This is a genomic window from Pseudomonas sp. TSRC2-2 (assembly GCF_049897785.1).
In the GTDB taxonomy this organism is placed as follows: domain Bacteria; phylum Pseudomonadota; class Gammaproteobacteria; order Pseudomonadales; family Pseudomonadaceae; genus Aquipseudomonas.
The window spans coordinates 338,994-365,054 of the sequence record NZ_JAFCWZ010000003.1 but is presented as its reverse complement, the minus strand read 5'-3'; the positions used below and the strand labels follow the sequence as shown (position 1 = coordinate 365,054).

24 protein-coding genes are annotated in these 26,061 nt (G+C 60.3%); 11 read left to right on the top strand and 13 right to left on the bottom strand.

Annotation, left to right across the window (positions count from 1 at the left end; translation table 11 throughout):
- Positions 1-31: 31 nt before the first annotated feature.
- The 3 genes from dbpA to yccS all read left to right on the top strand — a co-directional run bounded on the left by dbpA (position 32) and on the right by yccS (position 5,152).
- A complete protein-coding gene (gene dbpA / locus ACP7D9_RS07705; RefSeq protein ID WP_024014613.1) occupies positions 32-1,417 on the top strand; it encodes an ATP-dependent RNA helicase DbpA in 1,386 nt (461 codons plus the stop codon).
- A gap of 137 nt (positions 1,418-1,554) precedes the next feature.
- Complete coding sequence (locus ACP7D9_RS07700) at positions 1,555-2,733, top strand: NAD(P)/FAD-dependent oxidoreductase (RefSeq protein ID WP_426156522.1); 1,179 nt, start codon at positions 1,555-1,557, stop codon at positions 2,731-2,733.
- 226 nt (positions 2,734-2,959) lie between these two features.
- Positions 2,960-5,152, top strand: coding sequence for a YccS family putative transporter (gene yccS, locus ACP7D9_RS07695; protein WP_101161099.1), 2,193 nt, complete (start codon positions 2,960-2,962; stop codon positions 5,150-5,152).
- Positions 5,153-5,221: 69 nt separating this feature from the next.
- Here yccS and ACP7D9_RS07690 read toward each other — a convergent pair whose 3' ends face one another.
- Positions 5,222-5,959, bottom strand: a complete 738-nt coding sequence (locus ACP7D9_RS07690) for a substrate-binding periplasmic protein (protein ID WP_101161102.1) — start codon at positions 5,957-5,959, stop codon at positions 5,222-5,224.
- 255 nt (positions 5,960-6,214) lie between these two features.
- Here ACP7D9_RS07690 and ACP7D9_RS07685 point away from each other — a divergent pair, with 255 nt between their 5' ends.
- Entirely contained in the window at positions 6,215-6,667 is a 453-nt protein-coding gene (locus tag ACP7D9_RS07685; protein WP_101161104.1) for a GNAT family N-acetyltransferase, read from the top strand.
- Between the two features lie 113 nt (positions 6,668-6,780).
- On the opposite strand, the gene ACP7D9_RS07680 is transcribed toward ACP7D9_RS07685, so the two are convergent.
- The 3 genes from ACP7D9_RS07680 to ACP7D9_RS07670 are packed head-to-tail and all read right to left on the bottom strand — an operon-like array spanning position 6,781 to position 9,760.
- Entirely contained in the window at positions 6,781-7,077 is a 297-nt protein-coding gene (locus ACP7D9_RS07680; protein ID WP_101161107.1) for a winged helix-turn-helix domain-containing protein, read from the bottom strand.
- Positions 7,078-7,095: 18 nt separating this feature from the next.
- Positions 7,096-7,590: a M48 metallopeptidase family protein gene (locus ACP7D9_RS07675; RefSeq protein WP_312999573.1), complete on the bottom strand. Its 495-nt coding sequence runs from the start codon at positions 7,588-7,590 to the stop codon at positions 7,096-7,098.
- A gap of 46 nt (positions 7,591-7,636) precedes the next feature.
- The gene (locus ACP7D9_RS07670) at positions 7,637-9,760 is read right to left on the bottom strand and encodes a putative bifunctional diguanylate cyclase/phosphodiesterase (RefSeq protein ID WP_101161112.1); all 2,124 of its coding nucleotides are present in this window, start codon (positions 9,758-9,760) and stop codon (positions 7,637-7,639) included.
- Between the two features lie 315 nt (positions 9,761-10,075).
- Here ACP7D9_RS07670 and ACP7D9_RS07665 point away from each other — a divergent pair, with 315 nt between their 5' ends.
- Entirely contained in the window at positions 10,076-10,744 is a 669-nt protein-coding gene (locus tag ACP7D9_RS07665; RefSeq protein WP_101161114.1) for a polysaccharide lyase family 7 protein, read from the top strand.
- 267 nt (positions 10,745-11,011) lie between these two features.
- A complete protein-coding gene (locus ACP7D9_RS07660) occupies positions 11,012-11,374 on the top strand; it encodes a DUF6124 family protein (protein ID WP_426156518.1) in 363 nt (120 codons plus the stop codon).
- A 150-nt stretch (positions 11,375-11,524) separates the two neighbouring features.
- On the opposite strand, the gene fba is transcribed toward ACP7D9_RS07660, so the two are convergent.
- The 6 genes from fba to tkt all read right to left on the bottom strand — a co-directional run bounded on the left by fba (position 11,525) and on the right by tkt (position 17,891).
- The gene (gene fba / locus ACP7D9_RS07655) at positions 11,525-12,589 is read right to left on the bottom strand and encodes a class II fructose-bisphosphate aldolase (RefSeq protein WP_008081027.1); all 1,065 of its coding nucleotides are present in this window, start codon (positions 12,587-12,589) and stop codon (positions 11,525-11,527) included.
- A 264-nt stretch (positions 12,590-12,853) separates the two neighbouring features.
- Entirely contained in the window at positions 12,854-13,186 is a 333-nt protein-coding gene (locus tag ACP7D9_RS07650) for an MliC family protein (protein WP_426156516.1), read from the bottom strand.
- 56 nt (positions 13,187-13,242) lie between these two features.
- On the bottom strand, positions 13,243-13,464 hold the full coding sequence (locus tag ACP7D9_RS07645; protein WP_312999582.1) for a hypothetical protein: 222 nt from the start codon (positions 13,462-13,464) through the stop codon (positions 13,243-13,245).
- Positions 13,465-13,498: 34 nt separating this feature from the next.
- Positions 13,499-14,662, bottom strand: a complete 1,164-nt coding sequence (locus ACP7D9_RS07640) for a phosphoglycerate kinase (RefSeq protein ID WP_426156513.1) — start codon at positions 14,660-14,662, stop codon at positions 13,499-13,501.
- A gap of 12 nt (positions 14,663-14,674) precedes the next feature.
- Positions 14,675-15,727 carry an erythrose-4-phosphate dehydrogenase gene (gene epd / locus ACP7D9_RS07635; protein WP_426156511.1) on the bottom strand — a complete coding sequence of 351 codons (1,053 nt, stop codon included), beginning with the start codon at positions 15,725-15,727 and terminating at the stop codon, positions 14,675-14,677.
- Between the two features lie 166 nt (positions 15,728-15,893).
- Positions 15,894-17,891, bottom strand: a complete 1,998-nt coding sequence (gene tkt / locus ACP7D9_RS07630; protein WP_101161124.1) for a transketolase — start codon at positions 17,889-17,891, stop codon at positions 15,894-15,896.
- Positions 17,892-18,151: 260 nt separating this feature from the next.
- On the opposite strand from tkt, the gene ACP7D9_RS07625 reads away from it, so the two are divergent.
- The 4 genes from ACP7D9_RS07625 (at position 18,152) to ACP7D9_RS07610 (ending at position 22,703) form a co-directional block, all read left to right on the top strand.
- Positions 18,152-19,147 carry an ArsR/SmtB family transcription factor gene (locus ACP7D9_RS07625; RefSeq protein ID WP_426156509.1) on the top strand — a complete coding sequence of 332 codons (996 nt, stop codon included), beginning with the start codon at positions 18,152-18,154 and terminating at the stop codon, positions 19,145-19,147.
- 18 nt (positions 19,148-19,165) lie between these two features.
- A complete protein-coding gene (gene metK / locus ACP7D9_RS07620; protein ID WP_024014624.1) occupies positions 19,166-20,356 on the top strand; it encodes a methionine adenosyltransferase in 1,191 nt (396 codons plus the stop codon).
- 189 nt (positions 20,357-20,545) lie between these two features.
- Positions 20,546-22,210, top strand: a complete 1,665-nt coding sequence (gene ligB / locus ACP7D9_RS07615) for an NAD-dependent DNA ligase LigB (protein ID WP_426156506.1) — start codon at positions 20,546-20,548, stop codon at positions 22,208-22,210.
- A gap of 97 nt (positions 22,211-22,307) precedes the next feature.
- Positions 22,308-22,703, top strand: coding sequence for a DUF1090 domain-containing protein (locus ACP7D9_RS07610; protein WP_016772779.1), 396 nt, complete (start codon positions 22,308-22,310; stop codon positions 22,701-22,703).
- A 120-nt stretch (positions 22,704-22,823) separates the two neighbouring features.
- Here the strand turns inward: ACP7D9_RS07610 and ACP7D9_RS07605 are convergent, their stop codons facing one another.
- A complete protein-coding gene (locus tag ACP7D9_RS07605; RefSeq protein WP_426156504.1) occupies positions 22,824-23,273 on the bottom strand; it encodes a c-type cytochrome in 450 nt (149 codons plus the stop codon).
- A 128-nt stretch (positions 23,274-23,401) separates the two neighbouring features.
- Here ACP7D9_RS07605 and mltA point away from each other — a divergent pair, with 128 nt between their 5' ends.
- On the top strand, positions 23,402-24,574 hold the full coding sequence (mltA, locus tag ACP7D9_RS07600; protein WP_426156502.1) for a murein transglycosylase A: 1,173 nt from the start codon (positions 23,402-23,404) through the stop codon (positions 24,572-24,574).
- A 90-nt stretch (positions 24,575-24,664) separates the two neighbouring features.
- On the opposite strand, the gene ACP7D9_RS07595 is transcribed toward mltA, so the two are convergent.
- Both ACP7D9_RS07595 and ACP7D9_RS07590 read right to left on the bottom strand, forming a co-directional pair.
- Entirely contained in the window at positions 24,665-25,048 is a 384-nt protein-coding gene (locus tag ACP7D9_RS07595; RefSeq protein ID WP_426156500.1) for an MAPEG family protein, read from the bottom strand.
- 40 nt (positions 25,049-25,088) lie between these two features.
- Entirely contained in the window at positions 25,089-25,922 is an 834-nt protein-coding gene (locus ACP7D9_RS07590; RefSeq protein ID WP_426156498.1) for an EamA family transporter, read from the bottom strand.
- Positions 25,923-26,061 lie beyond the last annotated feature (139 nt).

Here is a 26,061-nt window from a genome sequence, read left to right as displayed (position 1 = left end):
TGCGCGACATTTTGTTTTGCAGGCCAGTCCCGTGACCACCATCGCCACCGCTTTTAATACTCTGCCGCTGTCCGCCGCCATGCTGGCTAACCTCGAATCACTCGGTTATGCCCAGATGACGCCGATCCAGGCGCAGAGCTTGCCGGTGATCCTCAAAGGGATGGACCTGATCGCCCAGGCCAAGACCGGCAGCGGCAAGACCGCTGCGTTCGGCATCGGCCTGCTCAACCCGATCAACCCGCGCTATTTCGGTTGCCAGGCGCTGGTGATCTGCCCGACCCGCGAGCTGGCCGACCAGGTCGCCAAGGAAGTCCGCCGTCTGGCCCGCGCCGAAGACAACATCAAGGTCCTGACCCTGTGCGGCGGCGTGTCGTTCGGTCCGCAGATCGCTTCGCTGGAGCACGGCGCGCACATCATCGTCGGCACCCCGGGGCGCATTCAGCAGCACTTGCGCAAGGGTTCGCTGGTGCTCGATGGCCTGAACACGCTGATCCTCGACGAAGCCGACCGCATGCTCGACATGGGTTTCTACGACGCCATCGAAGACATCATCATCAAGACCCCGGAGCGCCGTCAGACGTTGCTGTTCTCGGCGACTTATCCAGTAGGCATCAAGCAACTGGCCTCGAAATTCATGCGCGATCCGCAGACGGTCAAGGCTGAAGCCTTCCACGACGACACGCAGATCGAGCAGCGCTTCTACGAAATCTCCCCGGAAGAGCGCATGAGCGCGGTGACCAAAGTCCTGCATCACTTCCGTCCGGCGTCCTGCGTGGCGTTCTGCTTCACCAAGCAGCAGGTGCAGGAAACCGTCGATCACCTGACCGCCAAAGGCATTTCGGCGGTCGGCCTGCACGGCGATCTGGAACAGCGTGACCGCGATCAGGTGCTGGCGATGTTCGCCAACCGCAGCACCTCGGTACTGGTCGCCACCGACGTCGCCGCCCGTGGTCTGGATATCGATGCGCTGGACATGGTGATCAACGTCGAACTGGCCCGCGATTCGGAAATCCACATCCACCGCGTCGGCCGTACCGGTCGGGCTGGCGAGAAAGGCATTGCCATCAGCCTCGTCGCGCCATCCGAAGCGCACCGCGCGCAAGCCATCGAACAATTGCAGAAGGCGCCGTTGAACTGGGATCAGATCGACAATCTCAAGTCCCAGGGCCTGGCGCCGCTGCAACCGCCGATGACCACCCTGTGCATCGGCGCCGGCCGTAAAGACAAAGTGCGTCCGGGCGACATTCTTGGCGCGTTGACGGGCGAAGCCGGCATTCCCGGCGCGCAGGTGGGCAAGATCGCGATCTTCGATTTCCAGGCCTACGTTGCCGTGGAACGCACCGTGGCCATGCAGGCCCTGCAGCGTTTGAATGACGGCAAGATCAAGGGCCGCTCGTTGCGCGTACGCATTTTGTAAGAACAACGTAACTCCCCTGTAGGAGCTGCCGCAGGCTGCGATCTTTTGACTTTGTTTTTTAAGAGCAAGATCAAAAGATCGCAGCCTGCGGCAGCTCCTACAGTTCGTTTTGTGGTGACATTTCAGAGGACACCGTTTTGCGCTCTACCGAAGTCGTGATCATTGGCGCTGGCGCCGCTGGGTTGATGTGTGCACTGACCGCCGCCGGGCGCGGGCGTCAGGTGTTGCTGCTCGATCACGCGAACAAGGCTGGCAAGAAAATCCTCATGTCGGGCGGTGGCCGCTGCAACTTCACCAACATGTACACCGAGCCGAGCAATTTCCTCTCGCAGAATCCGCATTTCTGCAAATCCGCTCTGGCGCGTTACACCCAGTGGGATTTCATCGGTCTGGTCGGTAAACACGGCGTTCCGTACCACGAGAAGAAACTCGGCCAGCTGTTCTGCGATAACAAATCCAGCGACATCCTTGGCATGCTCCTGGACGAATGCGATCAGGCCGGCGTCGAGCTGCGTCTGGACACCTCGATCCAGACCATCGAAAAAACCGACAGCGGCTACCTGCTCGACACCACCCTTGGCCAGATCCAATGCCAATCGCTGGTGATCGCGACCGGCGGGCTATCGATTCCGACACTGGGCGCCACCGGTTTCGGTTATCAGGTAGCGAAACAGTTCGGCCATGAGTTGCTGCCGACCCGCGCCGGACTGGTGCCGTTCACCATCACCGATCAGCTCAAGGAATTGTGCACAGAACTGTCCGGCACTTCGGTGGATTGCCTGGTCAGCTGCAACGACCAGAGCTTTCGCGAGAACATCCTGTTCACTCATCGCGGCCTCAGTGGCCCGGCGATTCTGCAGATTTCCTCGTTCTGGGAGTCGGGCGATACGGTGCAAATCAACCTGCTGCCGGATCACGACGCCGCGAGCTGGTTGCAACAGCTAGTCGCCGAACGCCCGAACAGCGAACTGAAAACGCTGCTCGGCGAAATCTTCACCAAGAAGATGGCCAATCTGCTGGCAGACAACTGGTTCGTCTCCAAACCGATGAAGCAGTACACCCACGCCGAACTGGCGGAGATCGCCGACAAGCTGGGCAGCTGGAAAGTCGTGCCGGCAGGCACCGAGGGCTATCGCACGGCCGAGGTGACTCTGGGTGGCGTCGATACCCGTGAAGTGTCGTCGAAAACCATGGAATCGCTGAAAAGCCCGGGTCTGTATTTCATTGGTGAAGTGCTGGATGTCACCGGCCATCTGGGCGGGTTCAACTTTCAATGGGCATGGGCCTCGGGCTACGCCGCCGCGCAGTACGTCTGATCCAGCACAAATCAAAACTGTGGGAGCGGGCTTGCTCGCGAATGCGGTGTGTCATTCAAAATCATCGTTGGCTGGCACTCTGCTTTCGCGAGCAAGCCCGCTCCCACATTTGCTCCGTGTGATGCAGTCAGGAACACTTTTTGCTGTCAGATGTGCTCGGCGCCATTGCGTCGGCGTCATTACTGGCTCAATTTAGCGGCATCGCCTCGGAAGGCCTTCGCACTTCATGTCCTCGACCTCGTTTCGTCAGTCTTTGCGGCGCCTGTGGGCGCTGGATAAATTCAGTTACAGCGTGCGGGTATTCATCGCCCTGACCGGCAGCATGGCGCTGTGCTGGCATCAGGATGAAATGGGCCTGCTGATCCCGTTGTTCCTCGGCATCATCGCCAGCGCCCTGGCCGAGACCGACGACAGTTGGCAGGGTCGTCTCAACGCTCTGGCGGTGACGCTGGTGTGTTTCAGCATCGCCGCGCTGTCAGTGGAATTGCTCTTCCCCTACCCGATCATTTTCGCCGTAGCCCTGGCGCTGGCCAGTTTCGGGCTGACCATGCTCGGTGCGCTGGGCGAGCGTTATGGGGCGATCGCTTCGGCAACCTTGATCCTTTCCGTGTACACGATGATCGGCGTCGATCAGCGCGGCGGCGCGGTTACCGATTTCTGGCACGAACCGATGCTGCTGGTCGCCGGCGCGGCGTGGTACGGCTTGCTCTCGGTGCTGTGGCAGGCGCTGTTTTCCAATCAGCCGGTGCAGCAGAGTCTGGCGCGGCTGTTCCGCGAACTGGGCCTTTACCTGAAGCTGAAATCCTCGCTGTTCGAGCCCATCCGGCAAATGGACGTCGAAGCCCGCCGTCTGGAACTGGCGCAGCAGAATGGGCGCGTGGTCGCCGCACTGAACACAGCCAAGGAAATCATCCTGCACCGGGTCGGCAACGGTCGGCCGGGCTCCAAAGTCAGCCGGTATCTGAAGCTGTACTTCCTTGCCCAGGACATCCACGAACGCGCCAGCTCCTCGCACTACCCTTACAACGCACTGGCCGAGGCGTTCTTCCACAGTGACGTGCTGTTCCGCTGCCAGCGCCTGCTGCGCCAGCAAGGCAAGGCCTGCCGCGCCCTGGCCGAATCGATCCAGATGCGCCAGCCGTTCATCTATGACGCCAGTTTCGCCGAAGCCCTGAACGACCTGCATGCCTCCCTCGAGCACTTGCGCATCCAGAGCAACCCGGCATGGCGCGGGCTGCTGCGCTCGCTGCGCGCACTGGCGGCCAACCTCGGCACCCTCGACCGCTTGCTCAGCGATGCGAGCAATCCGGATGCCCTCGCTGATGCGACCGACAGCAGCCTGCTCGACCGCTCACCGCGCAATCTCAAGGACGTGTGGATTCGCCTGCGCACGCAACTGACGCCGACCTCGCTGCTGTTCCGCCACGCTCTGCGCCTGCCATTGGCGCTGAGCATCGGCTACGGCATGGTGCACCTCATCCACCCGTCGCAAGGCTACTGGATCATTCTCACCACGCTGTTCGTCTGCCAGCCGAATTACGGCGCCACCCGGCGCAAGCTCGGCCAGCGGATCATCGGCACGGCCATTGGCCTGACGGTGGCCTGGGCGCTGTTCGATCTGTTTCCCAGCCCGGTGGTGCAATCGTGCTTCGCCATCGCTGCCGGCGTGGTGTTCTTCACCAACCGCACGACCCGCTATACCCTGGCGACTGCAGCGATCACCATCATGGTGCTGTTCTGCTTCAATCAGGTCGGCGATGGCTACGGGCTGTTCCTGCCGCGCCTGTTCGATACGCTGCTGGGTAGCCTGATTGCGGGGCTGGCGGTGTTCCTGTTCCTGCCGGACTGGCAGGGTCGGCGCCTGAACAAAGTGCTGGCCAACACACTGACCTGCAACAGCATCTACCTGCGCCAGATCATGCAGCAATACGCCGCCGGCAAGAGCGACGACCTCGCCTATCGCCTCGCCCGACGCAACGCGCACAACGCCGATGCGGCATTGTCGACGACCCTGGCAAACATGCTCATGGAGCCGGGGCATTTCCGTAAGGAGGCGGATGTCGGCTTCCGTTTTCTGGTGCTGTCGCACACGTTGCTCAGTTACCTCTCAGGCCTGGGCGCCCACCGCGAGACGCAGTTGCCAGCCGAAGTGCGTGAGCATCTGATCGAAGGCGCCGGGGTGAAACTGGCGACCAGCATCGACGAAATCGCCCAAGGCCTGGCCAGCAAGCAGCCGATTGCCATTCAGAGTGATGAAGAGGAAGCGCTGGCCAATGAGCTGGAGCAGATGCCGGACGAGATTGATGAAGGGCAGCGACTGGTGCAGACGCAATTGGCGCTGATTTGCCGGCAGCTGGGGCCGCTTCGCACGTTGGCGGCGCATTTGATCAAGGACACCAGTGAGGTCAGCGCTGGCTGAAAGAGCGCCTTCGCGGGCGGGCTTGCTCGCCAAAGGGCCACCAGCCGCACAGCAGATGCTGGATCAGCCTCACATGCCATGGCGCCGCAGCAACTTGTCATATGTCCCGTCAGCCTTCATCGCTGCAATCGCCCGATCAAACCCGGCGACAATCTGCTCATGCTGCGGATTTTTCAGACTGACCAGAATATGCAGGCTGTTCTCACTCAGCGGCTTGGGTAAAAACTCCACCGAATTGCGTACCTTGGCCGATTCCCGTGCCAGGTAATACTTGGCCACATACTCGTCTTCCAGCGTCAGCTTGACCCGGTCCGCCGCAAGCATGCGCACGCCCATGGCGAAGTTATGCACAGGCACTTTCTGCATCGCCGTGTCGGCATCGAACGGTGCGGAATAGGCATACCCGCGCACCACTGCAACAGGATAGGTGTGCAGTTGCTCAAGGTTGCTGTAGTCAATCGGTGCATCTTTGCGCTTGAGAAAGCGAATGCGGTTGATCAGGTACTCGCCGGAGAACTGGCCGATCTGCGTGCGTTCGTCGTTGTACCAGGCGTTGACCAGCACGTCGTAACGTCCTTCGCCAATCCCCAGCAACGCCCGTGCCCAAGGCACTTGCTCGTACCCGCTGGCATAACCGGCGCGAGCCAGTGCGGTGCTGACAATATCGGTCGCCAGTCCACCGTTGACCAGCGCATCGTCGGTAAACGGCGGCCAGTTATCGAACGCCAGCCGCAGCTTCTGCGCTGCAGCATCCTGGCCGAGCGACAGCAGTCCGATCAACGCAACGGCTTGAAGCAATCGCAGCATGCTTGAACATCCTCAGCGGGCACCGCCCGACGCGTCTTCACGCCAAAAACCCAAGGCCCCTTACCGGCAACACCCAACCCTTGGACATTGGCTCATGCGAGCCAGTGCCCAGCGCTTTTCAGCAGATTACACAAAGTCGCAGGCGCCGCGCGAAAGGAATGATGGCATTTTGACCTTTATCACAGACTGTTGCGCCATACAGACAGACGGAGCCAGTGCGCTTAGTATCGGGCCACATGCTCAAGGAATCGAAAAATGACAATCGAGTGGATCTGCAAACATCACAGCGATCTGGGTAAAGAGCAGCTGTACGCGCTGCTGAAGCTGCGATCGGACGTGTTCGTGGTCGAACAGAAATGCGCCTATCCGGACCTCGACGGCCAGGATCTGGAAGGCGATACCTACCATTTGATGGGCTGGGAGGACGATCAGTTGATGGCTTATCTGCGCCTGCTCGATCCGGAATCCCAGGGCGGCGACGTGGTGATTGGCCGTGTGATCACCGCGCCTGCCGGTCGGGGCAAAGGGCTGGGCCACGCAATGATGGAACAAGCGCTGAAACAGGCGCAAAAGCATTGGCCGCAGGTGCCAATCTATCTATCGGCGCAGGCGCATTTGCAGGGGTATTACGGTAGGTACGGCTTTGAAGTGGCGGGTGAGCAGTATCTGGAGGATGGCATTCCCCACATCGGAATGCGTCGCTCCTGAGGCCCTTTGCAAGCAAGCTCGCGCGCACATTTGACCATGCTCTGACTGCAGAAGCCGGTCTACTGTGGGAGCGGGCTAGCTCGCGAAGACGACAGTCTCAGGTACTGCAGACATCACGGATATTCCAGCACCGCTTTTATTTGCCGCAAATTGCGCTCGATCCACCCGCGATCAATTGCCCCCCATTCGCGAATTCGATAGCGCCCGGCATGATTGCGCGCGCCCTGTTCCTGTTCGAATTCACAAACGATATCCAGATCGGCCAGCGCGGCGATGGTGTCCTGCGCCGTGCGTCGAGGCATGCCGGTGACTTCGGTCAGCGTCGGCACACTTGGCGCCAGGCCGCTATCGATCAGATAAGCCACGTATAAACGGCGGTAGAAACTGCTCTTGGTCTTGCTGACGTCCATCCACATCTTCCTGATTGGTTAAACCTGCATATCCCGCCACGTCAGGTACACGCGCAGATCGAACTCGATCTGGTGATACCCGGGCAACATGTGCTCGCACAATTTATAGAACGCCTTGTTGTGGTCTGATTCCTTGAAGTGCGCCAGTTCGTGCACCACGATCATCTTCAGAAAGTCCGGCGCGGCGTCCTTGAACAGCGAGGCGATGCGGATTTCCTTGTTGGCCTTCAGCTTGCCGCCCTGCACTCGCGAAACCGTGGTGTGCAGACCGAGGGCGCGGTGGGTCAGGTCGAGGCGGTTGTCGAACAGCACCTTGTCGATGGCCGGCGCGTTACGCATGTACTGCTGCTTGAGATCCAGCGCGTAGCTGTACAGGGCCTTGTCGCTTTGCACGTCATGTCGCCCCGAATAGCGCTGATCGAGGTAATCACCCAGCCGCCCTTCGGCGATCAATTGGCGCACCTGATCCTGCAAACGCTCGGGATAGGCCTGGAGGTACTTCAACGCAGTCATGGGCGGGCAGCACGGTTGGAAAAAATGGTGCGCCAGTGTAGCGAATTCAGCCGGGCAGCGCGCTCCAGTCGAACGGCTCGGCGAAGCGGACGGCCTCCTCGGCGACCAGGGGTCGCGCCACCAGAAAGCCCTGCACGTATTCGCAGCCATGGGCTTGCAGCCACCGATATTGCTCGACGGTTTCCACCCCTTCGGCGATTACCAGCAGACCGTATTGCTTGCACAGGTCGATGACCATACGCACCAGTGCAGCGTCGCGCGGCGAGTCCGGCAAGCGTGCGATCACGTGGCGGTCGAGCTTCAGCGTGTCCAGTTCCAGATCACGCAGATGCGCCAGTGAGCACGGCCCGGAACCGAAGTCATCCAGCGCCACGCGCACGCCGAAATGACGCAACAGCCGCAGCTGTTTGCGGGTTTCATCGGGGTTTTGCATCAGAGCCTCTTCGGTGACCTCGACTTCCAGCTGACGTGGCTGCAGGGCATGGCGCTCCATGACCTGGCGCAACTCGGTGACCAGATTCGGCAGGCCGAACTGGGTGTTGCTGAGGCTCACACCGAGCACCAGATCATCAGCGAACAGCCTTTCCCAGGCTTTACGCTGGCCAGCGCCACGGTGATAGATCCAGCTGCCGAGGCGACTGATCAACCGCGCCTCTTCCAGCAGCGGCAGAAACAGCCCCGGCGGCACATCGCCGACACTCGGATGCTGCCAGCGCAGCAGCGCTTCGAAGCCACGAATCCGCCCACTGCCAATCGCGACCTGCGGCTGATAGACCAGATTGAAATCGCGATTCTCGATGGCCTCGCGCACGCTGTCTTCAAGCATCAGGCGCGAGCGTGCGCGGCCGTTCATTTCAGGATCATAGAAGCGATATTGCTGACGCCCGGCACGTTTGGCTTCGTACATGGCAATGTCCGAGGCGCGCAGCAAGCCATCAAGATTGCGGCCACAGTCGGGATAGGTGGCAATGCCGATGCTGGCGCCAAGGACAATATCCAGACCTTCGATCTGCTGACAGACCGACACCCGTTCGATGAGCTTCTCGGCAATTTTCGCCGCTTGCTCGGGAAACTCCAGATCCAGCAGCGCGGTAAATTCATCGCCGCCCATGCGCGCGAGAATATCGAAGGGCCGCAGGCACGCCTTCAGTTGTTCGGAGACCCAGCGCAACACACGGTCACCGGCGTCATGCCCAAGTGAATCATTGACCCGCTTGAAACCGTCGAGATCGAGATAGAGCAACACCCAACTGCTGTCGCTGCGTTCCCCGCGCAACAGCAGGTTTTCCACGGTCTGGTAGAACCCGCGCCGGTTGAGCAGGCCGGTCAGCGGGTCGGTCACCGCCTGGAACTCCAGCTGCTGGTGCAAGTGACGCACCACCGACATGTCCAGCACAGTCACCACCATCGCGTGCTGCTCCGAGGGCAGCGGCGCGCAGGACAATGCCACCGGCACTTGCTGCCCGGGCGCAGTACGCAGCAATGCATCATGCAGGCGCAGGGTTTCGCCGCGCTGGTAGCCGGCGTAGAACTCGGAATCGGCCCACAGCGCAATGTGCGGTTTCTGCAGGAAATCGAGAAACTCCTTGCCCTCGAGCTCCTTCACCGGCGCGTTGAGCAGCCGCGAAATCGCCGGATTGGCAAAGCGGATCACGCCGTCCTCGCTCAGCACCAGAATGCCTTCGGCGGCGTTATCCAGCACCGAGGCGTTGAAGGCGCGCGCCACTTCCAGGTCATGACTCAGGCGCTGCAAGGCGCGGCGATTGCGCTGGTGCTCAAGCAACGCCTGGACCTTGGGCTTGAGGATTTGCGGATCGAACGGCTTGAACAGGTAATCCACCGCACCGCTGGCGTAGCCCTTGATCACGGCATCCTGGGATTGCTCGTTGGCGGTGAGGAAAATGATGGGCGTCAGCCGCGTGCGCTGGCTGCCGCGCATCAGCCGCGCGACCTCGAAACCGTCCATGCCGGGCATCTGCACATCAAGCAGGACCAGGTCGATATCGTGTTCGAGCAAAAGGTTGAGCGCCTCGAAACCCGAGGCCGCGGTCATTACGTGCCAATCCTGCCGCTGCAGCAAGGCGCGCATGCTGATCAGATTTTCGGGGTAATCATCGACGATCAAAAGGACCGAGCTGCCTTCACCTGGCTGGGGTTGCGCGCATTCCATGCTGCTTCTCTTTTCGGGACCGGTTGCCGGCAAAAACCATAGACATACTGAGCCTTCACTCTAGTCGCGGATGCGGCAAAGCAGAAGCTGCCGCTTCGCCATCATTTGGCCAATGTTCCATCGAGCCGACTAACGGTCGCCGCTACAGCCCCCGAAAACCGGGGAGGATGGCATTTCGACAGGATGTTGACGTCAATCAACCGCCGGACGGGCATTAACAAAAATAGCCGCTACGCTTATAAAGGCGCCCCGAAAAAGGCGCGGGCTAGAGCTTCTGGCACCCGCGTTCAGGATGAATCGAGTGGAAGAACCGACATGATCGATCTCGCAACCTGGAACCTCAGCGTTCCCGTTGGCAGCCCGCCGTACACCGTCGAAACCGAAAAACTGGTGAACGGCTTCAAGGATCAATACTTCCATTCCGACACCGGCACCTTGTTTTTCTGGTCCCCGGTTACCGGGTCAAAAACCGAAAACGCCGTGTACCCGCGCACCGAACTGCGCGAAACCTACAGCAACGGCACCCTGCGCAACTGGTACTACCCGGACGCCGACAACCTGCTGCGCGCGACCCTCGCGGTAAACAAAGTGCCCAGCTCGGGCAAGATTGTCATCGGCCAGATTCATGCGTACGAGAGCCAGCGGCCGATGGTCAAACTCGAATACCAATACAAAACCAAAACCGAGACCGGCAACCTGGTGATCAAAGTGCGCATGCGCCCCGATGACGAAGAAAGCCGCGTCATCACCCTCGCCACCGGCATCAAGCTCGATCGCGAATTCAACTACCTCATCCACTTGAGCCCCGGCGGGGCGCTGGGCGTGAGTGCGGCAGGTTATCAGTGGGATTCACAGGTCAGCGCGACCTGGCGGGACAAGCCCTTGTACTTCAAGGCCGGGGTGTATGTGCAGGACAACACCGGGTACACCAGCGAGGGTGGGCAGGTGACGTTTACCAAACTGGATATTGACCACGACAAGTAACGCAAATCCTACTGTAGGAGCTCTTTTGATCTTGTTTTTGATTCTAAAAAGACAGAATCAAAAGATCGCAGCCTTCGGCAGCTCCTACCTTTAAACATCGCTGTTTAGAGCTGTCAGCGGTTACTTCCGGATGCCTACAACAGCTTGCGTCGTTGCCTACCACTACGCCAGAATTCGCCGGCTTGTGCGCCTGGCGGGCCATCGGTAACTTGATTCGTGTCACTGATTCCCAGTGATCGGGTTTAGTAGCCCGTGGTTTCAAGCGTGATGCACAAGCATCCGCCACACCCGCCGGCCACCGACCCGGCCTCGCCATACGAATCCCTCGACTCAAAAAAACTCAACGACGCCGCCGAACGCGCCCTCGACCACTACCTCAACCCCGCCGCCCTTATCATGGCGAGCACCAACGAACCCGAGCCCATGTACTTCGCAAACCCGAAATACAACACCGAATCCCTGCTGGCCAACGCCAGCGAAACCTTGGGCTCAGCCAGCGTCATGCTCAACAACTTCGCCGCGATGCTCGACAACTCGCATCGCAAAACCGCGCTGGGGATCGCGCAGGTCGTCATGCTCGGTGAACTGGCAGTGAATCAGGCACTGGATCACGTTGAGCTGAAGGCGTAGCCACTGATAAAGGACTCTTCGTCGACGAGCTCACCGTCAATCCAGCAGTCATGCCCACGCTTGAAGAGATAGCGGAAATATTTGTTTAATTAAGCCCACAAAAAACCCGCCTCTCGGCGGGTTTCTTTTTAATCAGCTCAACACTCAGGCTCAGTTGACCTTCGCGTTCAACTCACCCTTCAGATAACGCTGGTACATCGCTTCCAGCGAGATCGGTTTGATCTTCGAAGCATTACCGGCAGTACCGAACGCTTCATAACGCGCGATGCACACGTCACGCATCGCAGTCACGGTGGCGCCGAAGAATTTACGCGGATCGAACTCGCTCGGGTTGGTGGCCATCAGGCGACGCATCGCACCGGTGGACGCCAGGCGCAGGTCGGTGTCGATGTTGACTTTGCGCACGCCGTGCTTGATGCCTTCGACGATTTCTTCAACCGGCACGCCGTAGGTTTCTTTGATGTCGCCGCCGTACTGGTTGATGATCGCCAGCCACTCTTGTGGCACCGAGGAGGAACCGTGCATCACCAGGTGGGTGTTCGGAATGCGCTTGTGGATTTCCTTGATGCGGTCGATCGCCAGCACGTCGCCGGTCGGTGGCTTGGTGAACTTGTAGGCGCCGTGGCTGGTGCCGATGGCGATGGCCAGGGCGTCGACCTGAGTGCGCTTGACGAAGTCGGCGGCTTCTTCCGGGTCGGTCAGCATCTGGCTGTGATCCAGAACGCCTTCCGCGCCGATGCCGTCTTCTTCACCGGCCATGCCGGTTTCCAGCGAACCCAGGCAGCCCAGCTCGCCCTCTACAGATACGCCGCAGGCGTGGGCCATGGCCACGGTCTGCTGAGTAACGCGGACGTTGTAGTCGTAGTCGGTCGGGGTCTTGCCGTCTTCGCCCAGCGAGCCGTCCATCATTACCGAGCTGAAGCCCAGCTGGATGGAGCGCTGGCAGACGTCAGGGCTGGTGCCGTGGTCCTGGTGCATGCACACCGGGATGTGCGGGAATTCTTCGATCGCGGCGAGGATCAGGTGACGCAGGAAAGGCGCGCCGGCGTATTTGCGGGCGCCGGCCGAAGCCTGGACGATCACCGGGGAGTCAGTCTTGTCAGCGGCTTCCATGATGGCGCGCATCTGCTCAAGGTTGTTGACGTTGAAAGCTGGAACGCCGTAGCCGAACTCGGCTGCGTGGTCCAGCATCTGGCGCATGCTGATAAGTGCCATTGTGTGTGTCTCTCCCGGTTGAGGGTCGTTGATCGTGCCAGCCTGCCGGAGCGGCGGCGGCTATTCAAGTTAATGCAGATCGGGGGTTGAGGCCCGGGCTGCGAATTCGGTGATACAAAATCTCAAGAACTACAGACAACCACTGTGGGAGCGGGCTTGCTCGCGAATGCGGTTAAACATTCAACATCTTATGCGAGCTGATCCACCGCCTTCGCGAGCAAGCCCGCTCCCACATCTGGATCGCTGTGAATCAAATCAATCGTCTTACTCGGCTTTACAACCACGGCCAATCAGGTCATTGGTGGCGACCCAGTACACCAGGCCTTCGTCACCCTTGACGTGAAACGCCAGCATGCCGTCGCTGTACAGCGTGCCCGAGGCGCCCGGCTCTTCTTTCAGGCGATAGACCTGATCACCGCCGCCCAGTCGCACATCCACTTCTTTCTGACCGGCATCGGCGTAGCGCCACAGCACTTTGGCCTGGCTGTCGCAGGTCCAGGTGGCCCAGTTGTCCGCCGGGGCGGACGACTGAAACAGGTTCAACTGCGCGCAACCGCCCAACAATGCCAACGCCGCAATGGCGATCAAGCCTTTCATCCGTGTTCCTCGACTGACGGCACACGCCGCCAGCCCTGAGTTAAGAGTCAGACCCGTCAAGGACAACCATGTTCCTTGGCCGGGGTTTGCGTCTCGTATTTCTCCAGACCGTCCGGCCCGGAACGCTTGTTCAGCACCGGGTTGGTTTCGGCCTGCCAGTCGGCCTGATAACAGCCCTTGTGCGGCTCGCTCGGTGCTGGCGTCGCGTCGGCCTTCGGGGTACTCCCGCAGGCCGCCAGCGTACCGCTCAGCAACAACAGCGCTAACGACTTGACCATGTGAACACTCCTTTGCCTGGCCAAACGGGCGGCCTCAGGCCTTGGCCCGGCTTTCCAGGACTTCGACGGCCGGCAGCACCTTGCCCTCGACGAATTCGAGGAACGCACCACCACCGGTGGAAATGTAGGAGATTTGCTCAGCCACGCCATATTTATCGATCGCCGCCAACGTGTCGCCGCCGCCAGCAATGGAGAATGCCGAGCTTTCAGCAATGGCCTGCGCAAGCACTTTGGTGCCGTTGCCGAACTGGTCGAATTCGAACACGCCGACCGGGCCGTTCCACAGAATGGTTTTCGACGATTTCAGCAGTTCGGCGAAGTTGGCTGCGGTTTGCGGGCCGATGTCGAGAATCATGTCGTCAGCCGCGACGTCAGCGATCAGCTTGACCGTGGCTTCGGCGGTTTCGGCGAATTCCTTGGCAACCACGACGTCAACCGGCAGCGGTACGCTGACTTTCGCCGCGATTTCCCGCGCAGTGTCGAGCAGATCCGGTTCGTACAGCGATTTGCCCACCGGGTGACCGGCCGCCGCGAGGAAAGTGTTGGCGATGCCGCCGCCGACGATCAGTTGATCGCAGATCTGGCTCAGGCTGTTGAGCACGTCGAGTTTGGTCGAAACCTTGGAGCCGGCAACGATGGCCGCCATTGGCTTGGCCGGTGCGCCCAGGGCTTTGCCCAGTGCGTCCAGTTCAGCGGCGAGCAGCGGGCCAGCGGCAGCGACTTTGGCGAACTTGGCTACACCATGCGTCGAACCTTCGGCGCGGTGTGCGGTGCCGAAAGCGTCCATCACGAACACGTCGCACAGAGCGGCGTATTGCTGGGCCAACTCGTCAGCGTTCTTTTTCTCGCCCTTGTTGAAGCGCACGTTTTCGAACAGCACGATGTCGCCGGCCTTGACGTCAACGCCGCCAAGGTAATCGGCCATCAGTGGTACTTCGCGGCCCAGCGCCTTGCTCAGGTAGTCGGCGACAGGCTTGAGGCTGTTCTCGGCAGAGAACTCGCCTTCGGTCGGACGGCCAAGGTGCGAGCAGACCATCACTGCCGCGCCTTTTTCCAGGGCCAGCTTGATGGTCGGCAGCGAAGCCAGGATGCGCGCGTCGCTGGTGACAACACCGTCCTTGACGGGGACGTTGAGGTCTTCGCGGATCAATACGCGCTTACCTTGCAGATCGAGGTCGGACATCTTCAACACGGTCATGGGTCGCACTTCCTACGGTTTTTTTGAAGTTGCTGTTTGCAGATAGTGGTCTGCAACGTCCAGCATTCGGTTGGCAAAACCCCATTCGTTGTCGAACCAGGCCAGAATGTTCACCAGTTTGGGGCCGGAGACACGGGTCTGGCTGGCATCGACGATGGCCGAATGTGGGTCATGGTTGAAATCACAGCTGGCGTGCGGCAATTCGGTGTAGGCCAGCAGGCCTTTGAGCGGGCCGCTGATGGCGGCTTCGCGCAGGATCCGGTTGACCTCATTGGCGTCAGTCGCGGTGGCGGTCTGCATCGTGATGTCGAGGCAGGACACGTTGACTGTCGGCACACGCACGGCTTTGGCCTGAATTCGCCCGGCAAGTTCCGGCAGCAGGCGCTCGATACCGCGCGCCAGACCAGTGGACACCGGGATCACCGACTGGAACGCCGAACGGGTGCGGCGCAGGTCTTCGTGGTGATAGGCGTCGATCACCGGCTGATCGTTCATTGCCGAGTGAATCGTGGTGATCGACACGTAATCGAGGCCGATCGCCTGATCGAGCAGACGCAACAACGGCACGCCGCAGTTGGTGGTGCACGAGGCGTTGGACACCAGCAATTCGTCGCCGGTCAGGCAGTCCTGATTGACGCCGTAAACGATGGTGGCGTCGACATCCGCCTCGCTGGCCATGGGCTGCGAGAACAACACGCGTGGCGCGCCAGCGTCGAGAAAACGCCGGCCGTCTTCACGGGTGTTATAGGCACCGGAGCATTCGAGCACCAGATCGACGCCCAGCGACGCCCAATCGATGCCTTCGGGGGTGGCACTGCGCAGGACCTTCACGCAGTCGCCATTAATATGCAGACAATCGCCTTCCACCCGCACTTCGCCGGGAAAACGGCCGTGGGTGGAGTCAAAGCGTGTCAGGTATTCGATGCTGGCCATGTCGGCCAGATCGTTGATCGCGACAATTTCAAACCCGGCCTTGTCGCCGCGCTCGAACAACGCCCGCAAGACGCAACGACCAATGCGGCCGTAGCCGTTGAGTGCAACTTTGTAGGGACGCGGTTGAGGCATGGGGTTCTCGATAGAATTCACTGACACACAACCCCTGCAGGAGCTGACGAGTGAAACGAGGCTGCGATCTTTTGATCTTGTTTTTCAAGATCAAGATCAAAAGATCGCAGCCTTCGGCAGCTCCTACAGGAGAACGCGGCAGCCGTAGCCACCGCATTCCTGCTGCTTAGTCTTCCAGCAGCTCTTCAGCCTGACCAAGGATGTTTTCCAGGGTAAAGCCGAACTCTTCGAACAGTGCCGAAGCCGGCGCCGACTCACCGTAGGTGGTCATGCCGATCACGCGACCTTCCAGACCCACGTATTTGAACCAGAAGTCGGCATGGGCCGCTTCGATGGCGATACGTGCGCTGACCTGCAGCGGCAGAACCGACTGCTTGTACTCCGCGTCCTGAGCATCGAACGCGCTGGTGCACGGCATGGAAACCACGCGGACCTTGCGGCCCTGCTCGGTCAGCTTGTCGAAGGCCTGCACGGCCAGACCGACTTCCGAACCGGTGGCAATCAGGATCAGCTCAGGCTCGCCTGCGCAGTCCTTGAGCACATAACCGCCACGGCTGATGGCGGCAATCTGGCCGGCATCGCGTTCCTGGTGCTGCAGGTTCTGCCGCGAGAAGATCAGCGCCGACGGGCCGTCCTTGCGTTCCAGAGCGTTTTTCCAGGCCACCGCCGATTCAACGGCATCGGCTGGGCGCCAGGTGTCGAGGTTCGGCGTGCTGCGCAGGCTGGTCAGTTGCTCGATCGGCTGGTGCGTCGGGCCGTCTTCGCCCAGACCGATGGAGTCGTGGGTGTAGACGTGGATCACGCGCTTCTTCATCAGTGCCGACATACGTACGGCGTTGCGCGCGTATTCCATGAACATCAGGAAGGTGGCGCCGTAAGGCACCAGACCGCCGTGCAGGGCGACGCCGTTCATGATCGCGGTCATGCCGAATTCGCGCACGCCGTAGTACATGTAGTTGCCGCTGGCGTCTTCAGCGTTGACGCCCTTGCAGCCTTTCCACAGGGTCAGGTTGGAACCGGCGAGGTCAGCCGAACCGCCAAGCATTTCCGGCAGCAGCGGGCCGAAGGCGTTGAGGGTGTTCTGGCTGGCTTTGCGGCTGGCGATGGTTTCGCCCTTGGCCGCGACTTCGGCGATGTAGGCCGAGGCTTTTTCCGAGAAGTCAGCCGGCAGCTCACCGCTCAGGCGACGGATCAGCTCGTTGGCTTCGGTCGGGAATGCAGCGGAGTAGGCAGCAAAACGCTGATCCCACTCGGCTTCGACCGCGCGGCCTGCTTCTTTGGCATCCCACTCGGCATAGATGTCGGCCGGGATTTCGAACGGGCCGTGGTTCCAGTTCAGCGCCTGACGGGTCAGGGCGATTTCCGCGTCACCCAGTGGGGCGCCATGGCAATCTTCCTTACCCTGCTTGTTCGGCGAACCGAAACCGATGGTGGTCTTGCAGCAGATCAGCGTCGGCTGGGCGCTCTTGCGCGCGGTTTCGATAGCGGTCTTGATCTCTTCCGGATCGTGGCCGTCGACGTTGCGGATCACCTGCCAGTTATAGGCTTCGAAACGCTTCGGCGTGTCATCGGTGAACCAGCCTTCGACTTCACCGTCGATGGAAATGCCGTTGTCATCGTAGAAGGCAATCAGCTTGCCCAGGCCCAGCGTGCCGGCCAGGGAAGCGACTTCGTGGGAAATGCCTTCCATCATGCAGCCATCACCGAGGAATACGTAGGTGTGGTGGTCGACGATGTTGTGGCCGGGACGGTTGAACTGTGCGCCCATGACCTTTTCTGCCAGCGCGAAGCCGACGGCGTTGGCCAGACCCTGACCCAGCGGGCCGGTCGTGGTTTCGACGCCTGGGGTGTAGCCGAATTCCGGGTGGCCCGGAGTGCGGCTGTGCAGCTGGCGGAACTGCTTGAGGTCGTCGATCGACAGGTCGTAACCGGTCAGGTGCAGCAACGAGTAGATCAACATCGAGCCGTGGCCGTTGGACAGCACGAAGCGGTCACGGTCGGCGAACGACGGGTTGCTCGGGTTGTGCTTGAGGTAGTCGCGCCACAGCACTTCGGCAATATCTGCCATACCCATAGGGGCACCGGGATGGCCGCTGTTGGCTTTTTGCACGGCATCCATGCTGAGGGCACGAATGGCGTTGGCACGCTCACGACGGCTAGGCATCGCTGATCTCCTGGGTGTGAATAGACTGAAACGGAAAAAAGGAGGGCATTTTCCCTCACCCATGCGCCTCGGGGCAATGACAGATAGTCATCGGCAGGCGTTTTTCCAATCGATAGCACAGGTTTCGCTTGGTGAAACCTTTCCGCTATTCGTTTTGTAGAGACTGCCTTGCGCTGAGAAGTGCCATTTATCGAGCAATATCAAAACTTTTTGATATTGGCCTTGCGATGCTATCCCCCCGTCTCTAGACTGCCTGCCCTATGAACCTACGCGTGCCTTCCATTCGCCATGACGATTGCGACGAGCTGGCGGCCCTGTGCAAAGCCGGCGGCGATCCGCTGCGGCTGAATGTCTTGCGCGCGCTGGCCAACGATTCGTTCGGCGTGCTGGAGCTGGCGCAGATTTTCGGCATCGGCCAGTCCGGCATGAGCCATCACCTGAAAGTGTTGGCACAAGCCGATCTGGTAGCGACACGCCGTGAAGGCAATGCGATTTTCTATCGTCGCGCCCTGCCCCACAGCGAATTGCTCGGCGGCAAGCTGCACGCGGCATTGTTGGAAGAAGTCGACAATCTGGACCTGCCTGATGATGTGCAAGCGCGCATCGAGCAGGTTCACGGCCAGCGAGCCGCCGCCAGTCAGGACTTTTTCGCCCGGGTGGCGGAAAAATTCCGAGCCCAGCAAGACTTGATCGCAGGCCTGCCGCAATACCGTGACAGCGTGCTGGCCCTGCTCGACAAACTGAACTTCAATGTTGCAGCCACGGCCATTGAAGTCGGCCCCGGCGATGGTGCTTTTCTGCCGGAACTGGCCCGTCGCTTCGGCACCGTGACCGCGCTGGACAACAGCCCGGCGATGCTCGAACTGGCGCGTCAGGTGTGTGAACGTGAACAGCTGGCTAACGTCAGCCTGCAATTGGCCGATGCATTGAACGGCACAAGCCTTCAGGCCGATTGCGTGGTGTTGAACATGGTGTTGCACCATTTCGCCGCCCCGGCCGATGCGCTCAGGCACATGGCCGACCTGCTGCAACCGGGCGGTAGCCTGCTCGTGACAGAGTTATGTAGCCACAACCAGAGTTGGGCCAGGGAGGCCTGCGGTGATCTCTGGTTGGGGTTTGAACAGGACGATCTGGCCCGTTGGGCCACCGCTGCGGGACTCGTTCCCGGGGAAAGCCTCTATGTAGGCTTACGTAATGGTTTCCAGATCCAGGTTCGCCACTTTCAGCGACCGGCTGGCGACACTCACCATCGGTAAATTCAGGAAAACATCGAGATGAGCGAATACTCCCTCTTCACCTCCGAGTCCGTGTCTGAAGGACATCCGGACAAAATCGCCGACCAGATTTCCGATGCGGTGCTGGACGCCATTATTGCCCAGGACAAACACGCTCGTGTGGCCGTGGAAACCCTGGTCAAGACCGGCGTGGCCATCGTTGCCGGTGAAGTGACCACCAGCGCCTGGGTCGACCTGGAGCAGATCGTTCGTGACGTGATTTGCGACATCGGCTACACCAGCTCCGAAGTCGGCTTCGACGGCGCGACCTGTGGCGTGATGAACATCATCGGCAAGCAGTCCCCCGACATCAACCAGGGCGTTGACCGTGCCAAGCCTGAAGATCAGGGCGCCGGCGACCAGGGCCTGATGTTCGGCTACGCCAGCAACGAAACCGACGTGCTGATGCCAGCGCCGATCACCTTCTCGCACCAACTGGTGCAGCGTCAGGCTGAAGCGCGCAAGTCGGGCCTGCTGCCTTGGCTGCGTCCGGACGCCAAGTCGCAAGTGACCTGCCGTTACGAAGGCGGCAAGGTTGTCGGTATCGACGCAGTTGTTCTGTCGACCCAGCACAACCCTGAAGTGTCGTACAAAGACCTGCGCGAAGGCGTGATGGAGCTGATCGTCAAGCACGTACTGCCTGCCGAACTGCTGAGCAAGGACACCCAGTTCCACATCAACCCGACCGGCCAGTTCATCATTGGCGGCCCGGTAGGTGACTGCGGTCTGACCGGTCGCAAGATCATCGTCGACAGCTACGGCGGCATGGCCCGTCACGGCGGCGGCGCGTTCTCCGGCAAGGATCCATCGAAGGTTGACCGTTCGGCTGCCTACGCTGGCCGTTACGTGGCCAAGAACATCGTCGCGGCCGGCCTGGCCGAGCGTTGCGAGATTCAGGTTTCCTACGCGATCGGTGTGGCCCAACCGACTTCGATCTCGCTGAACACCTTCGGCACCGGCAAGATCAGCGATGACAAGATCATCAAACTGGTGCGTGAAGTGTTCGACCTGCGTCCATACGCCATCACCACCATGCTCGACCTGCTGCACCCGATGTACCAGGAAACCGCAGCCTACGGCCACTTCGGTCGCGCGCCGCAGACCAAGACCGTTGGCGAAGACAGCTTCACCACGTTCACCTGGGAAAAAACCGACCGCGCCGACGCCCTGCGTTCTGCCGCTGGTCTGTAAAACCCTGGCTGCATGAAAGCCCCGCACGGTTCGCGCCGTGCGGGGCTTTTTCATGCAAGAGCAAAAGTTCGCAGCCTTCGGACGATCATTTGACTTTGATCTAACGAAATACCCCGCAAAACACCCGCCCGACCTTGCTCGAAATTCTGACTAGCCTTCAAGAACTATCCCTGAGCAAGGATGCTCAAGATGCGCTCGCTGCTTGCCTTACTGCTGATTGTTATTGCCCATCCGACGCTCGCCAGCTGCCCCGACTGGACGGCTCTCAAAGCGCAAAAGCAAATCACCACCCTGCAGACCCAGATCGACCAATGGGACAACGCCTATCATCGCGAAGGCCGTTCATTGATCACCGACGAACTCTACGACCAGTCCCTGCTGCGACTGGAAGAATGGCGAGCCTGCTTCAACCAACCGTCATCACCGCAGCCGTTGCGCACCGCGTCCGGCACGGTTACCCACCCGATCGCCCACACCGGTCTGGACAAGCTGCACAAAGCCGAAGATGTCGCCAACTGGCTACGCGATCGCCAGAACGTCTGGGTGCAGCCCAAGGTCGACGGTGTGGCTGTCACGCTGATCTACCGCCAGGGAATATTGCGCCAGGCCATCAGTCGCGGTGACGGGGTCACTGGTCAAGACTGGACAGTCTCGGCGCGCAAGATCGCGACCATTCCGCAACGCCTGACGCAGCCACGGGATCTGCTGGTGCAGGGTGAACTCTACTGGCGCTTGAATGCACATGTGCAAGCCAGGTCCGGCAGTATTAATGCCCGCGCCACCGTGGCCGGCCTTATGGGGCGTAAAACCCTCGATGCCGAACAGGCCGCCGGGATCGGCCTGTTTGTTTGGGACTGGCCGCAAGGCCCGATAGACCTTCCTGAACGCTTGTCAGAACTGCAGACGCTGGGATTCGCGACAACCCAGACCTATACACAACCCATCACCCGATTCGAAGACGCAAAAAAATGGCGCGAACACTGGTATCGCTCGCCGCTGCCCTTTGCCAGTGACGGCGTGGTGTTGCGCCAGAACCAGCGGCCACCTGCGCACCGTTGGCAGCCCAAGGCACCTTATTGGGCGATTGCCTGGAAATACCCGTTCGCCCAGGCATTGGCCGAAGTGCGCAAGGTCAATTTCAACATCGGCCGCACCGGGCGCATCACGCCGGTACTGGAACTGCTGCCGGTCAGACTCGATGACCGCGAGATCAAACGGGTCAGCGTCAGCTCGCTCAAACGCTGGCAAACGCTCGACATCCGTCCGGGCGACCAGGTGGCAATCAGTCTGGCCGGGCTGACCATTCCACGTCTGGACAGTGTCGTGCTGCGCACCAGCGAACGGGCAGACATCCGCATTCCCCATGCCGGCGACTACCACGCCCTGAGCTGCTGGCAACCAACGCCCGGGTGTGAAAGCCAGTTTCTCGCGCGCCTGACCTGGCTCAGTGGCAAGCAGGGTCTGGCCATGCACCATGTCGGGCGTGGCACCTGGGAGAAACTTTTGGAAACAGGCCGCCTGAAACACCTGCTGGATTGGCTGACCCTCGACGCGTCAGAGCTTGCTAACATTGCCGGCCTCGGCGAGCGCAGCAGCGCACGCCTGATCCACAGTTTTCACGGCGCACGGCAACAGCCGTTCGCTCACTGGTTGAAAGCGCTGGGCATGCCACCGACCGGACAGGCACAACTGGAAGATTCATGGCAGGCCCTGGCACAACGCGACACTGAACAATGGCAGGCAGAAGCCGGCATCGGCCCGGGACGCGCGGCACAGCTGAGCGCATTTTTTCGCGATCCGCAGGTGCTGGCTTTGAGTGACACTCTCAAAGCCGCCGGAATCGACGGCTTCTGAATCTGCAATCCCCGCCTTGCGGGAACCCAACGGCCGGGCAGACGCTCCAACAGCGCAGTGCCCTCCAACCCCGATTGCCTATGCACATGGAGCTTTTATGAAATTTCTCGCACCGCTCGCCCTGCTTACTCTTTGCGGTGTCATGGCCGCTCCGGTCATGGCCGAAGAAGATGGCCCGGGCCTGACCGGTTGCGCTGCCAAGAAGCAGGGCATCATCAATCAGATCGAACAGGCCAAATCGCGCGGCAACATGGAGCAGCAGGCAGGTCTGGAAACCGCACTGCGCGAAGTGAACGAACACTGCACCGACGCCGGTTTGAAGAAAGAACGCGAAAACAAGGTGCTGGAGGCCAAGCATGAGGTGAGCCAGCGTCAGGCGGACCTCGACAAAGCCATGAAGAAAGGCGATCCGGAGAAGATCAACAAGCGTAAGGAAAAACTGGCAGAGTCGCGTAAAGAGCTGCAGGAAGCGCTGGACGAGATCGACAAGTAAGACTTTGGTTTCGTGGCGAATGGCAAACCGCGTTCGCGAGCAGGCTCGCTCCCACATGAACCACCTGGTCAACGGTGGGAGCGAGCCTGCTCGCGAAGGTGTCAGCTCAAGCAATACAAATCAATGATCGCGAAACTCTTTATGGCAAGCACTGCAGGCATCTTCAACTTTCTGCACGGCCGGCCCGAGATTGCTGACCTTGTACGGCTGAACCTGGCTGGCAACCACCAGTTCACCGGTGGCGGCTTCAAGTGCGCGGGCCAGTTGCTGAAAACGCGCCTGTTTCTGCCAGACATCATCTTTGGCGCTGGTGTGATCTTCTTCGCGCACCTGCGGAAAATGCTTCCACGGTTCATGAGACAACGTATCAAGTCTGACCGCGCCCTCGGCAAATGTCGGCCCGTCGAACGCAATGCGCCCGCGCAACATGCCGCCCAGGTCTTCGCTGGTCTTGAGCATCTGCTTGAAGATGGCCTTGCGCTGGCCCAGCGGCGAATTCGGGTCAACGCCGCCACAGGCGGACAGGGTCAGGCAGGCCAGCAATACAACAGCAATTCGTTTGAGGGTCATGGCGGCTTCAGGTCGCGGAAATCGGCGGCCAGTATCCTCGCGTCACCGTCAAACACCAATAGCCCTATTAAAAATACGGGTTGCCTGAGCGCATGGAGCACTTGGGCAACCGGCACAGGAATCACTCCATGAATCGCCGTTTCCAGGCCTGGCGTCACCCACTGCTTGCCACCCTTCCCCTGCTGGCCGCACTCACTGGCTGCACCGGCGGTGACAGCGACAAACCGAAAACCCATGCACTGGCCACCTACTCAAGCGCCACTTGGGAAGCCCTGCCCGCTGTGTCTGACAGCGACCTGGTCGCCGGTTTCGGTTCGTGGCGCAGCGCCTGCACCCGTCTCAAAACCGACGCAGTGTGGGCCCCGACCTGCGCAGCGGCGGCCAATGTGCCGCAAAGCGCCGCCGAGATTCGCGCATTTCTCAAGCAGAACCTCGATGTCTTCGGCCTGCGCGCCGAAAACGACAACCCCAACGGTCTGATCACGGGCTACTACGAACCGGTCTACCCCGGCAGCCTGACGCCGACCGCGTCAGCAAACGTGCCAGTGTATGGCGTGCCCGAGGACATGATCATTGTCTCGCTCGACAGCCTCTATCCGGAACTCAAAGGCAAGCGCCTGCGCGGCCGCCTCGAAGGTCGCGTGCTCAAGCCTTACGACGACGCGGCGACGATTGCATCCAAAGGCGTGAAAGCGCCCGTCGTTGCCTATCTGACTGATCCGATGAACCTGCAATTTCTGCAGATCCAGGGGTCGGGCCGGATTCAGACCGAGGACGGCAAACAGTTGCGCATCGCTTACGCCGACCAGAATGGCCACCCGTACCGGCCGATCGGTCGCTGGCTCGTCGAGCAGGGCGAGCTGAAGAAAGAAGACGTGACCATGAGCGCGATCAGCAATTGGGCCAAGGCCAACCCGACGCGCATCCCTGAGCTGCTCGCCAGCAATCCGAGCTACGTGTTTTTCACTCGCAACCCGGACAGCAACGAAGGCCCGCGCGGCTCGCTGAATGTGCCGCTGACCGCTGGCTACAGCGCGGCGGTGGATCGCAAGGTGATTCCGTTGGGCAGTCTGTTATGGCTGTCGACCACCAAACCTGATGGCACACCGCTGGTACGCCCGGTCGCGGCGCAGGACACCGGCGGCGCGATTGCCGGTGAGGTGCGCGCGGATCTGTTCTGGGGCACCGGCGATGCGGCCGGGCAACTGGCCGGAGACATGAAGCAGCAAGGGCAGATCTGGATGCTCTGGCCCAAAGGGGCAGCGTTGCCGCAAGTGCCGCAGGTGGCTGACAAACCCTAAAAGCAAAAGATCGCAGCCTTCGGCAGCTCCTACAGGAGTACGCATTCCTCTGTAGGCGCTGCGGCAGGCTGCGATCTTTTGATCCTGCTATCAGATAGACAAAAAGAAGAACGAAGCAATCAACCCCATCCCGATAAACCACACCACCGAACGCAGTGCAGCCCAGTCGGCCAGGTAGCAAATGATGTACAGCAGACGACTGGTGATAAACAGCACCGCCAGCACATTGACCGTTACCAGCTCCGCAGTGCCGACCAGATGTGCAACGATCACCGCTGCGGCAAAGGCCGGCGTCACTTCAAAGCTGTTCAGTTGCGCAGCATAGGCGCGACGGGCGACGCCATCGACGCTGTCGAGAAAATCCCTTGGATCGTAATTGTCCTTGAGGCGGAAACCGCCGGTTGCCTTCGCCACGATCGTGCACACGTACGGCAGAAAAATCGCGATCAACACACACCACAGAGCCACCGTCATAACGTCGTCCTTTTTTTCGATTCGAGTAATTGGCGAGCGGTCAGAACTTCATCACCAGCATGCCGATCAGCACCAGCCCACAGGCTAAGAGCCGCGGCCGGCCGAAAGGTTCTTTCAGGTAACGCATGCCGAACAGCACCACCAGAATCACGCTGATTTCGCGCAACGCCGCCGCTTCGGCGATCGACCCCAACTGCATCGCCCACAGCACCAGAGCGTAGCTGAACAACACACAGAACCCGACCGCCAGGCCCAGTCTCCATTGCTCGCGCCAGAACAGCAGGAATGCCGGGCGCCGGGCGACCCATGCCAACAGCGGAAACGGCCAGGCACTGAGCAACGTGACCCAGACCAGATAATCCAGCGGATGCGACCAACGCCGCAGCGCCTGACCATCGATGTAGGTATAGCAACCAATGCACAGGCCGATCAGCGCCACGACCGGCAGCATTGACCACGGCAAACGGCCGCCGCCACCGCCCTGCCACAGCAGGCAGACCATGCCCAACGGGATCAGCATGATTCCGAAAATCTGCTGCGTGCTGAGCTCCTCACCGGCGAACATCAGGGTCAACGCCAGCACTACCAGCGGCGAAAGCCCGCGCATCAACGGATAGACCAGACCCAGATCGCCCACGCGATAAGCCTGAATCAACAGATAGCGATACAGCAGCTCAAACGCCGCCGAAGCGAGAATCCATGGCCAGATCTCCGCAGGCGGCAAACTCACGAAGGGCAACGCGAGGGCGACGAACAACAGCGCCACGGTGTCCATGCACGCCACCACCAGCAGCCGCTCGGCACTGAACTTGATCAGGGTATTCCACGCCGCATGCAACAGCGCCGCCACCAATACCAGAGCTGTTGCCAGCACAATTGACTCCTTTGTTTTTATTATCTTGTTGGAGCGGCCGAGGGCTGCGATCTTTAGACCTTGTCTGTCAAAACCAAAAGCAAAAAACCGCAGCCTTCGGCAGCTCCTGCAGTGGACATAAAGTAATCCGCACGACAAC

Coding starts and splice junctions, on each gene's coding strand:
- ACP7D9_RS07640 (WP_426156513.1), bottom strand. CDS start 14,662: ATGACCGTGTTGAAGATGTCCGACCTCGATCTGCAAGGTAAGCGCGTA.
- tkt (WP_101161124.1), bottom strand. CDS start 17,891: ATGCCTAGCCGTCGTGAGCGTGCCAACGCCATTCGTGCCCTCAGCATG.
- ACP7D9_RS07625 (WP_426156509.1), top strand. CDS start 18,152: ATGAACCTACGCGTGCCTTCCATTCGCCATGACGATTGCGACGAGCTG.
- metK (WP_024014624.1), top strand. CDS start 19,166: ATGAGCGAATACTCCCTCTTCACCTCCGAGTCCGTGTCTGAAGGACAT.
- ACP7D9_RS07665 (WP_101161114.1), top strand. CDS start 10,076: ATGATCGATCTCGCAACCTGGAACCTCAGCGTTCCCGTTGGCAGCCCG.
- yccS (WP_101161099.1), top strand. CDS start 2,960: ATGTCCTCGACCTCGTTTCGTCAGTCTTTGCGGCGCCTGTGGGCGCTG.
- ACP7D9_RS07675 (WP_312999573.1), bottom strand. CDS start 7,590: ATGACTGCGTTGAAGTACCTCCAGGCCTATCCCGAGCGTTTGCAGGAT.
- ACP7D9_RS07660 (WP_426156518.1), top strand. CDS start 11,012: ATGCACAAGCATCCGCCACACCCGCCGGCCACCGACCCGGCCTCGCCA.
- ACP7D9_RS07680 (WP_101161107.1), bottom strand. CDS start 7,077: ATGGACGTCAGCAAGACCAAGAGCAGTTTCTACCGCCGTTTATACGTG.
- mltA (WP_426156502.1), top strand. CDS start 23,402: ATGAATCGCCGTTTCCAGGCCTGGCGTCACCCACTGCTTGCCACCCTT.
- fba (WP_008081027.1), bottom strand. CDS start 12,589: ATGGCACTTATCAGCATGCGCCAGATGCTGGACCACGCAGCCGAGTTC.
- ACP7D9_RS07610 (WP_016772779.1), top strand. CDS start 22,308: ATGAAATTTCTCGCACCGCTCGCCCTGCTTACTCTTTGCGGTGTCATG.
- ACP7D9_RS07690 (WP_101161102.1), bottom strand. CDS start 5,959: ATGCTGCGATTGCTTCAAGCCGTTGCGTTGATCGGACTGCTGTCGCTC.
- ACP7D9_RS07670 (WP_101161112.1), bottom strand. CDS start 9,760: ATGGAATGCGCGCAACCCCAGCCAGGTGAAGGCAGCTCGGTCCTTTTG.
- ACP7D9_RS07605 (WP_426156504.1), bottom strand. CDS start 23,273: ATGACCCTCAAACGAATTGCTGTTGTATTGCTGGCCTGCCTGACCCTG.
- ACP7D9_RS07645 (WP_312999582.1), bottom strand. CDS start 13,464: ATGGTCAAGTCGTTAGCGCTGTTGTTGCTGAGCGGTACGCTGGCGGCC.
- ACP7D9_RS07650 (WP_426156516.1), bottom strand. CDS start 13,186: ATGAAAGGCTTGATCGCCATTGCGGCGTTGGCATTGTTGGGCGGTTGC.
- ACP7D9_RS07685 (WP_101161104.1), top strand. CDS start 6,215: ATGACAATCGAGTGGATCTGCAAACATCACAGCGATCTGGGTAAAGAG.
- ligB (WP_426156506.1), top strand. CDS start 20,546: ATGCGCTCGCTGCTTGCCTTACTGCTGATTGTTATTGCCCATCCGACG.
- ACP7D9_RS07595 (WP_426156500.1), bottom strand. CDS start 25,048: ATGACGGTGGCTCTGTGGTGTGTGTTGATCGCGATTTTTCTGCCGTAC.
- epd (WP_426156511.1), bottom strand. CDS start 15,727: ATGCCTCAACCGCGTCCCTACAAAGTTGCACTCAACGGCTACGGCCGC.